The sequence below is a fragment of the Streptomyces sp. NPDC046759 genome (assembly GCF_040645475.1).
Lineage (GTDB): Bacteria > Actinomycetota > Actinomycetes > Streptomycetales > Streptomycetaceae > Streptomyces.
On the sequence record NZ_JBEYYJ010000003.1, the window covers coordinates 119215 to 131632 of the forward strand.

The 12418-nt window shown below is 68.7% G+C and carries 9 protein-coding genes, 1 tRNA gene and 3 pseudogenes; 5 read left to right on the top strand and 8 right to left on the bottom strand.

Annotated features, from left to right (window positions below; genetic code table 11):
• Positions 1-128 precede the first annotated feature (128 nt).
• Positions 129-539, top strand: coding sequence for a hypothetical protein (locus tag ABZ919_RS05290; protein ID WP_361243037.1), 411 nt, complete (start codon positions 129-131; stop codon positions 537-539).
• A 379-nt stretch (positions 540-918) separates the two neighbouring features.
• On the opposite strand, the pseudogene ABZ919_RS05295 reads toward ABZ919_RS05290, so the two are convergent.
• Positions 919-1023 (bottom strand): annotated as a pseudogene (locus tag ABZ919_RS05295) (GntR family transcriptional regulator); the annotation flags it as partial.
• A gap of 152 nt (positions 1024-1175) precedes the next feature.
• On the opposite strand from ABZ919_RS05295, the gene ABZ919_RS05300 reads away from it, so the two are divergent.
• Complete coding sequence (locus tag ABZ919_RS05300; protein ID WP_361243039.1) at positions 1176-2699, top strand: amino acid permease; 1524 nt, start codon at positions 1176-1178, stop codon at positions 2697-2699.
• A gap of 1131 nt (positions 2700-3830) precedes the next feature.
• Positions 3831-4955 (top strand): PP2C family protein-serine/threonine phosphatase, encoded by a 1125-nt coding sequence (locus ABZ919_RS05305; protein ID WP_361243041.1) that lies wholly within the window; start codon positions 3831-3833, stop codon positions 4953-4955.
• A gap of 35 nt (positions 4956-4990) precedes the next feature.
• On the opposite strand, the pseudogene ABZ919_RS05310 reads toward ABZ919_RS05305, so the two are convergent.
• From ABZ919_RS05310 to ABZ919_RS05335, 6 genes and pseudogenes are all read right to left on the bottom strand, one after another.
• Positions 4991-5308, bottom strand: a pseudogene (locus ABZ919_RS05310) (transposase); the annotation flags it as partial.
• An 816-nt stretch (positions 5309-6124) separates the two neighbouring features.
• Positions 6125-6209 (bottom strand) — tRNA-Leu (locus ABZ919_RS05315).
• A gap of 496 nt (positions 6210-6705) precedes the next feature.
• On the bottom strand, positions 6706-7383 hold the full coding sequence (locus ABZ919_RS05320; protein ID WP_361243043.1) for a GntR family transcriptional regulator: 678 nt from the start codon (positions 7381-7383) through the stop codon (positions 6706-6708).
• A 120-nt stretch (positions 7384-7503) separates the two neighbouring features.
• Positions 7504-8451, bottom strand: a complete 948-nt coding sequence (locus tag ABZ919_RS05325; RefSeq protein WP_361243045.1) for a beta-ketoacyl-ACP synthase III — start codon at positions 8449-8451, stop codon at positions 7504-7506.
• Positions 8452-8597: 146 nt separating this feature from the next.
• The gene (locus ABZ919_RS05330; RefSeq protein ID WP_361243047.1) at positions 8598-8762 is read right to left on the bottom strand and encodes a hypothetical protein; all 165 of its coding nucleotides are present in this window, start codon (positions 8760-8762) and stop codon (positions 8598-8600) included.
• On the bottom strand, positions 8737-10071 hold the full coding sequence (locus ABZ919_RS05335; protein WP_361243049.1) for an OFA family MFS transporter: 1335 nt from the start codon (positions 10069-10071) through the stop codon (positions 8737-8739). Before ABZ919_RS05335 ends, ABZ919_RS05330 begins: the two co-directional genes overlap by 26 nt.
• A gap of 215 nt (positions 10072-10286) precedes the next feature.
• Between ABZ919_RS05335 and ABZ919_RS05340 the strand changes: the two are divergent.
• Together ABZ919_RS05340 and fdhD are read left to right on the top strand one after the other, a co-directional pair.
• A pseudogene (locus tag ABZ919_RS05340) lies at positions 10287-10649 on the top strand (hypothetical protein); the annotation flags it as partial.
• Between the two features lie 7 nt (positions 10650-10656).
• The gene (gene fdhD, locus ABZ919_RS05345) at positions 10657-11505 is read left to right on the top strand and encodes a formate dehydrogenase accessory sulfurtransferase FdhD (RefSeq protein ID WP_361243051.1); all 849 of its coding nucleotides are present in this window, start codon (positions 10657-10659) and stop codon (positions 11503-11505) included.
• Between the two features lie 72 nt (positions 11506-11577).
• Here fdhD and ABZ919_RS05350 read toward each other — a convergent pair whose 3' ends face one another.
• Positions 11578-12393: a LysR substrate-binding domain-containing protein gene (locus ABZ919_RS05350; RefSeq protein WP_361243053.1), complete on the bottom strand. Its 816-nt coding sequence runs from the start codon at positions 12391-12393 to the stop codon at positions 11578-11580.
• Positions 12394-12418: the final 25 nt, after the last annotated feature.

A 12418-nucleotide genomic window follows, 5' to 3' on the forward strand; every position in this document is an offset into this window, starting at 1 on the left:
GGCTGCGGGAAGGCGCCCATGATGACAGCGTCGCAACAGACGGTCGGGCACACCCATGATCCGCTGCGGCCCAGGCTCTCGTAGCGGACTGGGCCCGCAGCTGGACTCCCTGCTCCTCCCCTGCTGGCATGTCGCCCGCCAGTGGTACGCGGTTTGCGTTCTACGGCCGGGTGTCGACCGAGGATCATCAGGACCCGGACCCGTCACGGGCCTGGCAAATGTTGCGCGCCCAGGCTTTGGTGTCCCGACACGGACGGATCGTCGCGGAGTTCTTCGACACCGGGCGCAGCCGCACCATCCCCTGGGCGCGCCGACCTGAGGCGGCGGCCCTGCTCGCCGCGATGGCCGACCCCGACCCGGACTTCGACGCACTCGTCATCGGCTCCAGTGAACGCGCCTTCTACCGTCCGAATGTCAACGGATTGCGCCCTTCGAAAAACGGGGGCGAATGGAATTTTGATTTCCTTTCTAGTATCTTCGGGCAAGCTCTCCGACGCATCCATGTGTTCAGGCATAATAAATGTTGTTCGGTCAAGTAGGCCGCGGTCACGAAGCCAGGTCATTTCCCGCTGAACCCATCGGGTCGCCTCTGGGGCGATGAATATATAAGTTGCAGAGTCGGCGAGTTGAGCAAAGATGGCCTTCCACTGATCATCGGGCCGCTCTTCGATTCGGGTGACTCCGGGCCCAGGAATCTGACGACCAGGGCCACAATCGGAATGCGTCCCTCGCATCGGAATATTACCGACCCAAGGTTCCATAAGATCATCCGGGTCCGGTTCATATACCAGCGTGCACGGCGACTGCGCCAACATTCCGTCAGTTACCGTGAAGGACCTTAGATAGAGGTCAAATGACTCAACCGGGCGACCGCTGGAAACGGCTTCTTTGATAGACCTTGCCCGACTACCACGTCACCGGCAGTTGCTCGCCGTCACTGAGCAGGCCGAGGGCGATGCCGTCTCCGAGGCGCCGGACCACCGCGTCGACACGGGGTTCGGCCGCGAGGGAGGCGAAGACCATGCGGCGGGCGGCCCTCGACAGCGGCTGGGGGTTCACGGAGCCATCCCATCACAGGCAATCACGAATCGGACTCATGTCTGGCCAGCCATTGCCATATGACCTATGGGTTCATAGGTTTCGGAGCCATATCGCTCCCCGAAAGGTTCCCGCCCATGAGTGACGTCGTGTCACCGGACCAGGATGCCGCGGACGCCGCGCAACTCGCGGCGCTCGGCTACAAGCCCCGACTCACCCGGGCGCTCGGTCTCTGGTCCAACTTCGCCGTCGGCTTCACCTATCTCTCCCCACTGGTCGGCGTCTACTCGGTCTTCGACTACGGCCTGGCCACCGGCGGCCCGGCCTTCTTCTGGACCATCCCGGTGGTGCTGCTCGGACAGGGCCTGGTGCTGCTCACCTTCGCCGAGGTGGCCTCGCAGTACCCGCTGGCCGGCGGCATCTACCAGTGGGCCAAGCGCCTGGTCGGGCCGAAGTACGCCTGGCTGTCCGGCTGGATGTACACCTGGGCGCTGCTAGTGACCATCGCTTCCGTCGCCTACCCGATCGCCACGTACGCGGGTCCGCTGCTGGGCTACCAGGTCAACCACTGGAGCACGGTGATCACCTGCGTGGTCGTCATCCTGTTCTCCGCCGTGATCAACCTGCTCGGCGTGCGGCGGCTCGCCTTCGTCGCCAACATCGGAGTCTTCGCGGAGGTCGCCGGCACCCTCGTGCTCGGCGGGTACCTGCTCTTCTTCCACCACAAGCAGCCCGTCAGCGTCGTCATGCATACCTTCGGCGCGGGTGGCAGCAGCGGCTACCTGGGCGCCTTCCTCGGCTCCTGCCTCTTCGCGGTGTGGATCTTCTACGGCTTCGAGGCCTGCGGCGACATCGCCGAGGAGGTGAAGGACCCCTCCCGCAAGGTCCCACGTGCGATGGGCATGACGCTGGGCGTCGGCGCGGTCGCGACCGTCGTCCTGACACTGGGTCTGATCCTGGCCGTGCCGGACTTCGGCGCGGTGATCAGCGGCAAGTCCGCAGACCCGCTGGGCGACGTGCTTGCCGCCTCGCTGGGCACCGCCGGCAGCAAGTTCGCACTCGCGCTCATCGTGGTCGGCTTCGTCTCCTGCACCCTGGCGATCCAGGCAGCGGCCACCCGACTCGTCTACTCCTACGCCCGCGACGGCGTGATCGTCGGCGCGAAGTGGCTCTCCAAGCTGCACCCGACCTTCCACATGCCCCCGGCCGCCACCGCCGTCACCGCCGTGATCCCCTCGGCCTTCGCCTTCCTGCCGTCGGCGACGGTCACGCGTATCATCACCTTCTCCGTCGTCGGCATCTACATCGGCTTCCAGTCGGTGGTGCTGGCCTCAATCATCGGCCGTTCAGGCGGCTGGAAGCCGGCCGGCGTGTTCACCCTGGGCCGCTGGGGCTGGGCCGTGAACATCGCGGCGCTGGCCTATGGCGTGACCGCGATCGTGGTGCTCTCGATCAAGACGCCGCCGAACGGCACCAGCTTCTTCGACCACTGGCTGGTGCCCATCTCGGTGGGCATCGTGGCGGCCCTCGGCGTGGTCTACCTGATGGTGTTCCGGCCCAAGGAGCAGATCAGGGAGGAGGACAGGTCCGAGAGCGCAGCCGAGGGCGCGGGCGAGGCCCCGGGCGCGACCGACCACTCGACCGCGCTCACGAACGGCTGACCGCCCTGATCGCCGCGGCCAGGGCCCGCGCACCCTGGCCCGGCGGGGGGCAGCAGCGCCCTCGCCTGTCCCCTCGCCACAACTTCCTCTGCCTCGGTGAGATGTTGCGACGATCAGTTGAATCCGCCCACTGAGTTGGCAGACCCCTGCTCAAGCATTCGCCGCGGCTCTGGCACTCTGAGCCTGCAACGTTGCGACGATCACGCGAATCCACCGTTAGAACCCGAGCGTCGCTACTGGTCCACTTTTCAGCCGTCGCCGACACTGTCGGTTGTTCCCTCGTGTAACTGATGATCCTGATGGTTCATGCCATGGCGACGACGGACCCACGCCGGACCGATCGTTGATCATGGTCCAGCCCGGGGCTGTTGCCCACGCGGTCCTGGGAGGCCAGCGAGCTCGCCTTCGCTGATCACATCCGTGGGCAACTGGAACGCGCCGTGCTGCCGCCTGGGGCCGCATCGCCTGCGGTGCGGGCGATCACAGCAAGCTGTGGTCGATCGTCTCGCGTAGGGCTCGTGCGGTAAGGGCCTGCAGGCGGATCGGTGCCTGAGTGCTGTCCTGTGCGATGAGTGCGTAGGTGCGCAGGCAGTCAAGCGCGGAGTGGATGTACCTATCCGCGGCCCTGCGGGCGAACACCATGCTGCTGGACCAACACACCCACCCACTGCTGCGGCGGCCCGCTACGCAGGGGTGCGTGTACCGGGTCAGCGCAGCACCGACAACCACGGTGCGGACCACCCTTGGCCACGCAGCAACCTGGCTATCTCCAACAGCGACGTCGAGCGTATGCCGACCGCTCGGTACCGTGCACCACGAGGGACGGCGGGTCAGTCGTCACCCAGCCGCGGAACGTCCCTGCCCCCGGCGGAGACTCGCTGATCAAGCCCGGCCGACATCCACAACGCTTGTGACCTGCCACACATTACCCCGCATGCCCGCATATGTCCGTTTTAGTTGATAGAATCATCAGAACAGATGACCTGATCCTTAGAGACGAAGCAGCACATGGCATTCACTTTCCGCAATCCTGCGTGTACGGCTCCGCGTGGCATGCAGGAGCCACACCTGATGCATCACCGAGCTAGGCCGTCACTCGTTCACTCGCGCACCTTGCCGCAACCACGATCCGTGCTGACAGTCGCCTTGCTGTTCATTCTGGCGATCACACTCATCGATCTTCAGGTACCTGGCTCCGTTCATCTCGGCGACTTGCTGATCATGGTGCCTGTACTCGCTTCCTGGTACGCGAGCTCCCGGGTGACCGGACTTGTCGGCGTCATGGCCGTGTCGGCTTTGATGGCCATCTACCTGGTCCGCCAAACGGTGAATCCGCCACAGGCGGCTGCCCTCATTGCGACCTCGGTGGCCGTCGTGATCGCCCGGTACCTGACGGAACATGGACAGCGAAAGCTGGTCCAGCTGCGCGCAGTCGCCGAGGCCGCGCAACGCGCCATACTGCCTCTCCTCCCCCACCGACTCGGCCCCCTTCGCCTGGCCTCGACGTACCTGGCGGCAGAGGATGAAGCACGCATCGGCGGAGACCTCTACGCCGCCGTGCGCACGCCCACGGGGACACGGTTGATCATCGGCGATGTTCGAGGCAAGGGCCTGGCGGCGGTCGGTATCGCTGCCCACACCATCAGCACGTTCCGCGACGCCGCACGCCGGCTGACCACGCTGCCGGAACTCGCCGCCTACCTGGATTCAAGTGTCCGCAGCAACGCATCCGAAGCAGTGAGCCCCGAACAGACCGAAGAGGCGTTCGTCACCGCCACTCTCCTCGAAATCCCCGACGCCGAGCCCCTCGTGCGGAGCGTCACCTGCGGACACCCCGCACCGCTACTCCTACGAGCGCACGACGTCGTGCCCCTGGAAGCCGGCCAACCCGCGCCCCCGCTGGGACTGGGCGCATTGACGCAAACCACCTATCACCTCGACACCTTCGCCCTAGGGGCCGAAGACACCCTCCTCCTCTACACCGACGGTGCCATCGAAGCCCGCAATACCGACGGCGAGTTCTACCCGCTCGCCAAACGACTCACCCACCAGAACCACCGCCATCCCACGGCACTCCTCAACCACCTCCGCGGCGACCTTCTCAACCACGTCGGCGGCCGACTCGACGACGACGCCGCCTTGGTCGCAATCCGACGTCAACCCGCTGACGGCATAGCGCCATCGGCTGACCAATCGAACCGTGACGAGTGCGGCGTCTCGATGTCCTTCGAATATGCGGTCACGCAGCACTTCTGACGTAGGGGAACGACCCAGCGCAGTAACAGGCCACTTCATTTGGAGCCTCTGCGGTAGCAGATGAGAGCAGCTGCGATCGCGGTGAAGGCCAGCAAGTGGTCGGGCTTGCGCTCGTAGCGACGGTGCAGGCGCCGGCAGCCGGTGAGCCAGGCGATGGTGCGTTCGACGACCCAGCGGTGTCGACCCAGGTGTGAGGAGTTCTCGATGCCGCGGCGGGCAATGCGAGGGCTGATGCCGCGCTTACGTAACCATCGCCGCAGGTGGGGGTAGTCGTAGCCCTTGTCCGCGTGCAGCTTGGCCGGGCGTCGGCGCCGTGGCCCACGTGGTGAGCGGACCGGCGGGATGCCGTGCAGGCTGGCTGTCATCGTCGACCGTGGCCCGAGACGGAACTGTTCCTCGATCGAGACCGGGCGCTGAAGAGAAGCGAGGGCATCAACCGCGTGATCCAGCTCGTCGCCCATGCCGCGTGCGGCTTCCGCAGCGCAGGGGAGCCAACGGCTATCGGGCGCGCTGCGTGACTCCTCGCCAAGCCCGCGGGCACCACCGCACCGCTCGACTTCGGCCTCGATTGCCGATGTGAGCCTCCCCTCATAGCGTGAAGAGAAAGTGACTGGCGATGGAACGCAGCAAGTCGTCGATAGTGCCGGAGGGACACGCTCGGCATCGTCAGGGAGACCAGCAGGCCGATCGCGCGAATGGCCCGGGAGGCTGCTGGATCAACGAGGGCACCCTGTGCAACCGGGGCAACGTGGATCGGCGGGCGCGTGAGGTCGATGGCCCGCTGACAAACCCCCGAGCAGGCCCAAGCCCGCCAGACGATCAAGGAGTGCGAGCGGCGCCTCGCCCGCTACCAGGCCGCCCTCGACTCCGGAGCCGACCCGGCCGTCGTCACCCAGTGGATCAACGACGCGCAACGCGACAGGGAAGCGACACAGAAGAAGCTCGACGCACTGCCCACCGTCACCCGGAAGAAGGAACCACCCTTCACGACGGACCAGATCCGGGAGATCACTGACAGGCTCGGAGACATCGCTCAACGTATCCAGGCCGCCGACGCCGAGAAGAAGGAGCCCCTCTACGAAGCCCTCGGCATCACGATCACCTACGAAAACGCAACGAGGACCGCGACCGTTAGGTCGAGGCCCTCGATTCCGTATCGTTATAGCGAGTGTCCGAGGGGGGACTTGAACCCCCACGCCCGATAAAGGGCACTAGCACCTCAAGCTAGCGCGTCTGCCATTCCGCCACCCGGACCAGGTGTCTGCCGCCTTGCGCGGCGTGTTCCCCGCGGCGACATGGACAACAATACCAAGGTTTCGGAGTGCGTTTCACCTGCGTATCCGTCCCCGACGCGGCGGCCCGGCACGGCCCGGCCGCCGCCCACGGCGGCTACACGCGGTGCAAGATCCCGCGTACGCACCGTGAGATTCACGAGAGACCTGCTCGCCGGTCAGCGGAGGGGGCACACCGCATGCCCGCCACGCCGTCGGAGACGGCGGGCCGGGGCGCCGGGTCACCCCTGTGGATCGCCACCTCCGTGGTCGGGCTCCGCATGCCCGCCACGCCGCCGGAGACGGCGGCCGACGAGGGGCCCGGGCGCCGGGTCACCCCTGTGGATCGCCACCTCCGCGGTCGGGCTCCGCATGCCGGCCCCCGGCGAAGGCCGGCTGGTGGTGGCGCGTCGACGGGCAGGTCCGCGGCGGTGGCCCGCTCCTGTGCGGCGGCCTTCCCGGCGGACGAACCCGTGTGATCAGAACCCGTTGCGCTCGTGGTACGAGCGGCGGGTGTGTTCGGTGTGGCACCGCATCAGGGCGGCGGCCTGTTCGTCGTCGCGGTCGGCGATCGCGGTGATCAGTTCCCGGTGTTCGATCCACGACTGGCGCCCGCACTGCCGGGCCACCGGGGTGTGGTACCAGCGGACCCGGCGGTCCACCTGGGCGGCGAGTCCGGCGAGGACCGCGTTGCCCGCCAGTTCCATGATCTTGGCGTGGAAGGCCGCGTTGAGGGCGACGACGCGGTCCACGTCGTCGGCGGCGACGGCCTTCTCACCCTCGGCGTACAGCTCCGCCAGCGCGCCGACCTTCTCGGGGGTGGCGTCGATGGCTGCCAGCCGGGCCGCCTCCGCCTCCAGCAGGGTGCGCACCGTGAGCAGCTGGTCGGCCTCCTCCTCGGTGGGGTCGTGCACGAACGCGCCCTGCGCGGGCCGCAGATCGACCCAGCCCTCGGTGTTCAGCCGCTGCAGCGCCTCGCGCACCGGCTGCCGGGAGACCCCGAGGTGTCCGGCGAGCTCGCTCTCGACCAGATGCCGGCCGGGTTGCAGCGCGCGGGTGGTGATGAGTTCCAGCAGGGCCTCGTAGACACGTTCGCGCAACGGTCCGGGGCGTTCCAGCTTGGGCACCGGCCCCTGTGGCAGCCCGGTCGACAACATCGCGGTCCCCCTCCTCGGCGGGTCTGGCACGTGGACGCTGGACGCTGGACGCTCAGTATCGATTGTCTTTTGTCCACAGTCCACGGCGCACAGGATCCAGGCCACGCCCTCCCGGACCGTTCAGGGGCAGCGTACGACCTGTCCGGCGTACGACAGGTTGCCGCCGAAGCCGAACAGCAGCGCCGGGTCACCGGCGGCCAGCACCCCCCGCTCGACCAGCTTGGAGAAGGCGAGCGGGATACTGGCCGCCGAGGTGTTGCCGGATTCGGTGACATCGCGGGCGACCACCGCGTTGACGGCGCCGAGCTTCTCGGCCAGCGGTTCGATGATGCGCAGGTTGGCCTGATGCAGGACGACCCCGGCGAGGTCCCGCGGGGCCACCCCGGCCTTCTCGCAGGCGCTGCGGGCCACCGCCGGCAGCTGGGTGGTGGCCCAGCGGTAGACGCTCTGGCCCTCCTGCGCGAAGCGGGGCGGGGTGCCCTCGATGCGCACGGCGTGCCCCATCTCCGGCACCGATCCCCACAGCACCGGCCCGATCCCCGGCTCCTCCCCCGCCGGGCAGGCCTCGACGACGGCGGCCCCGGCCCCGTCACCGACCAGGACACAGGTGGTGCGGTCGCTCCAGTCGGTGACCTCGGACATCTTGTCGGCGCCGATGACCAGCGCACGGGTGGCCGCGCCGGCCCGGACGGTGTGGTCCGCGGTGGCCAGCGCGTGGGTGAACCCGGCGCACACCACGTTGACGTCCATCGCGGCCGGTTGCGGGATGCCGAGCCGGGCCGCGACCCGGGCGGCGGTGTTCGGGGAGCGGTCGACCGCCGTGGAGGTGGCGACCAGCACCAGGTCGATGTCGCGCGGGGCCAGACCGGCGGCGGCGAGGGCCTTGGCGGCGGCGTGCGCGGCGAGTTCGTCGACCGGCTCGTCGGGTCCTGCGATGTGCCGGGTCCGGATGCCGACCCGGCTGCGGATCCACTCGTCGCTCGTGTCGACCATGCCGGCCAGGTCCTCGTTGGTGAGCACTCGGGCGGGCTGGTAGTGACCGATGGCGGCGATGCGCGAGCCGTTCATGGCGGAGGTCCCCTCGTGGCCTTGGGTAGCGGGCCCACCAGTCTGTTCAATGACTCACGGGTACGACGGCATGTAAGGCCACAGGAATCGGACGCCCGGGTTGTCGGCTTCTTGCAGACCCCCGGACGCCCGGCCCTTCTGCTTGCTCACCCGCCGAACAGCTGCGTCGCCTTGCGGGCCAGCTCGTAGACACCGTAGGCGAAGGGCGCTCCCACCCAGACCCAGGCGAGCGCGATCAGCCACACGGGGGTACCGCCGCTCGAGCGGAGCCGGGGGTGGGGGAGGTCAGGCGGACTGCTGTCGTTCGGCATCGACGGTCTCCCTCGGGGCGGGGATGTGGTGGCGGGCGCTGACGGGCCGGACCAGCTCGTTGGCGACGAAGCCGACGACGAGCAGCCCGATCATGATGCCGAAGGACAGGGTGTACAGGGCCGCGCCGTGCTTGCCGGCGTCCTTCTGGTGGTCGGCGATCCGGTTGACGATCAGCGGGCCGAGCACTCCGGCCGTGGACCAGGCGGTGAGCAGCCGGCCGTGGATGGCCCCGATCTCGTAGGTGCCGAACAGATCCTTCAAGTACGCCGGGACGGTGGCGAATCCGCCGCCGTAGAAGGAGAGGATCACCAGGGCGCAGAGGACGAACAGCGGTTTGGACGAGTCACCGAACAGGGCGATGAGCAGGTACATCAGCGCGCCGACGCCCAGGTAGCCGCGGTAGACGTTCTTGCGTCCGATCAGGTCCGAGGCGGACGACCAGCCGATGCGGCCCGCCATGTTGGCGGCGGACAGCAGGGCGACGAACCCGGCGGCCGCGGACGCCGACACCGGAGTGGAGCTGCCGGCGAAGAGGTCCGTGATCATGGGGGCGGCCTTCTCCAGGATGCCGATGCCGGCGGTCACGTTCATGCAGAGCACGATCCACAGGCACCAGAACTGCGGGGTGCGCACCGCGTTGCGGGCGCTGACCTGCATCCCTTCGGCGGCGCTCGGCCCGCTCGCCGTCCGTTCCCGCTCCTCGGGGCGCGGCACGCGGACCAGGAGCACCCCAAGGGTCATGAACAGGGCGTACGACAGCCCGTGCACCAGGAAGGCGAGGGCGATGCCATCGTTGTCAGTGCCGAAGGACGCGAGCATCTGCGCGGACCAGGGCGAGGCGATCAGCGCGCCGCCGCCGAAGCCCATGATGGCGATGCCGGTGGCCATGCCGGGCCGGTCCGGGAACCACTTGATCAGGGTGGAGACGGGCGAGATGTATCCGATGCCGAGGCCGATGCCGCCGACGAAGCCGTAGCCGAGGACGATCAGCCAGTACTGCCCGGTCCCGGCGCCGAGCGCGGAGATCAGGAAGCCGGAGGAGAAGCAGACCAGGGACACGGTCATGGCCCAGCGGGGTCCGTTGCGTTCGACGAGGGTGCCGCCGAACGCGGCCGACAGACCGAGCATCACGATCGCGAGCTGGAAGGGCAGCGCGCTCTCGGTGCCGTCGAGGTGCAGCGCGGATTCGAGCGGGGGCTTGAACACGCTCCAGGCGTAGGCCTGTCCGATGGACAGGTGGACGGAGAGGGCGGCGGGCGGGACGAGCCAGCGGCTCCAGCCCGGGGGTGCGACAGGGGGGCTGCTCATGAGTCCCGGACGGTACGTGCGGCCAGGGCAGTTGAGAACCCGGCCGTCGGAGGGTGTGCGATGAGCGGTCCGCGGGATGCGCCGAACGGTCGGTTCCAGGCCCCTTGTCCGGACCGACCCCAGACTGCAGGCAATCGCGCCTGCCGGGCGGTGGGAAGGACGTCCCCGACGCTGCGTCGGGGCGACACGCCGCGGAGAACGCCTGCCGGGTGTGCGTCGACTTGTCGACGACGCCGGGGGCGGCCGAGTGGATCCGGTAGTACGAGGCGAAGCCCACGGCTTCCGGTCCACCGGGGCTGCGCCGGCGCCGAAACGGTCCGCAAGTGCGTCGAGGTCTGCCCGACCGGCGCGCTGTCGTCCGAGTCGGAGTGCGACGTGCGGGCGGCGGGTACCTGGGACGAGTCATGGCGGACGGAGACGTCCACGGTGTGCGCCTACTGCGGAGTGGGCTGCACCCTGACGCTCCATGTGCAGGACAATGAGATCGTCAGGGTCACCTCACCGCACACCCGGTGACCCGCGGCAATCTCTGCATCAAGGGCCGTTTCGGCTACCAGCACGTACAGAACCGGGGCTGATCAGGACATGGGACGAGTCACGGAACGACGCAAGGTCCTCCGCATCCGGGACGGAGCGGTCTCCACCCGGCCGGACACGCTCGTCGCCGAGGAACCCCTGGAGATCCGGCTGAACGGAAAGCCGCTCGCGATCACCATGCGCACACCGGGCGACGACTTCGCGCTGGCTGCGGGGTTCCTGGTGAGCGAGGGCGTGCTGGCCACGGCGGACGATCTGCAGAACATCGTCTACTGCGCGGGAGCCACGGCGGACGGTTCGAACACCTACAACGTGGTCGATGTGAAGACCGCGTCGGGTGTCACCCTGCCGGACTTCACCCTGGAACGGAACGTCTACACCTCCTCCTCGTGCGGTCTGTGCGGCAAGGCCAGTCTGGACGCCGTACGGACGACGGCGCGCTTCCCGATCGACGACACTCCCCCGGTGCGCGTCACGCCGGAACTGCTGTCGATCCTCCCGGAGCGGCTGCGGGCGGCCCAGCGGGTGTTCGACCGTACCGGCGGGCTGCACGCGGCGGCCCTGTTCGACGAGGACGGGGAGCTGCTGGACATACGGGAGGACGTGGGCCGGCACAACGCGGTGGACAAGCTGGTCGGGCGCGCGCTGCAGAACGGCGGGCTGCCGCTGTCCCGGACGGTCCTGCTGGTCTCCGGGCGGGCCTCCTTCGAGCTGGCGCAGAAGGCGGTGATGGCGGGCATCCCGGTGCTGGCGGCGGTGTCGGCGCCGTCGTCTCTCGCGGTGGATCTCGCCGCGGAGACGGGCCTGACCCTGGTGGGTTTCCTGCGCGGCGGCTCGATGAACGTGTACGCGGGCGAGGGCCGCATCGCTCTGCGGGAGGCGGCCGCCCAGGGCTGAAGTGTCTCCCCGCGGCACGGCGGCGGGGGCCCGGCCGGCGGGGAGCGCCCCCCTACGCTGCCCCGCCCCGCCTCACCGGAGGGACTGAGCCGCTTCGACGAAGGCGGCGATCAGGGGTGAGCGTCGGCCCGCCGCCCAGGCCAGCAGGACCTGGTCCGGTTCGGCGTCGGTGACCGGCACGTAGGCGATGTCCGGGCGGGAGTACTGCTCGGCGACGGAGCGGGGCACGAGCGTGATGCCGGTACCGGCGGCCACGCATTCGAACTTCTCCTCGATGGTGCGGATCGGCAGATCGCCGGGCCGGGGATCGGCGTATCGCAGCCACCGCTCTGCGTGGAGGTCGGCGAGCGACAGCTCCTGCTTCCCGGCCAGCCGGTGGTCCTCCGGGAGCATGGCCACACGGGTCTCGCTGTAAAGGGGACACATGTCGAGCCCGTCCTCGCGGACCGGCCGCCGGACGTAGGCGACGTCGACGGTCCCGTCGAGGATCAGCCGCTCCTGGTCGTCCCACTCCACGCGGCGCGCGTTGGTCTCCACGTCCGGGTGCGCCGCCGCGAAGGCGCGCAGCGCGCGGGTGACGACGACCCCGGCGCGGAAGCCGACGAGCAGGCGCCGGGGTCCGCGTGCGGCGCGCAGCACCCGGCGCCGCGCCCCGTCGGCAGCAGCCAGCAACTGCCGCCCGTCATCGAGGAGTTGCCGCCCGGCGTCGGTCAACGTCACGCCGTGGCTGTCGCGCACGAACAGCTCGGTGCCCAAGTCCTTCTCCAGCGCGCGGATCTGCCGGCTGAGCACCGGCTGCGCGATGTGCAGCCGTTCGGCGGCGCGGCCGAAGTGCAGGAGTTCGGCCACCGTCACGAAGTAGCGGACTTTCCGCAGGTCGAGGTCCACGGCCGCACCCTTTCGCCGGCGATAC

Coding starts and splice junctions, on each gene's coding strand:
- ABZ919_RS05290 (WP_361243037.1), top strand. CDS start 129: ATGTCGCCCGCCAGTGGTACGCGGTTTGCGTTCTACGGCCGGGTGTCG.
- ABZ919_RS05300 (WP_361243039.1), top strand. CDS start 1,176: ATGAGTGACGTCGTGTCACCGGACCAGGATGCCGCGGACGCCGCGCAA.
- ABZ919_RS05320 (WP_361243043.1), bottom strand. CDS start 7,383: ATGTTGTCGACCGGGCTGCCACAGGGGCCGGTGCCCAAGCTGGAACGC.
- ABZ919_RS05325 (WP_361243045.1), bottom strand. CDS start 8,451: ATGAACGGCTCGCGCATCGCCGCCATCGGTCACTACCAGCCCGCCCGA.
- ABZ919_RS05330 (WP_361243047.1), bottom strand. CDS start 8,762: ATGCCGAACGACAGCAGTCCGCCTGACCTCCCCCACCCCCGGCTCCGC.
- ABZ919_RS05335 (WP_361243049.1), bottom strand. CDS start 10,071: ATGAGCAGCCCCCCTGTCGCACCCCCGGGCTGGAGCCGCTGGCTCGTC.
- fdhD (WP_361243051.1), top strand. CDS start 10,657: ATGGGACGAGTCACGGAACGACGCAAGGTCCTCCGCATCCGGGACGGA.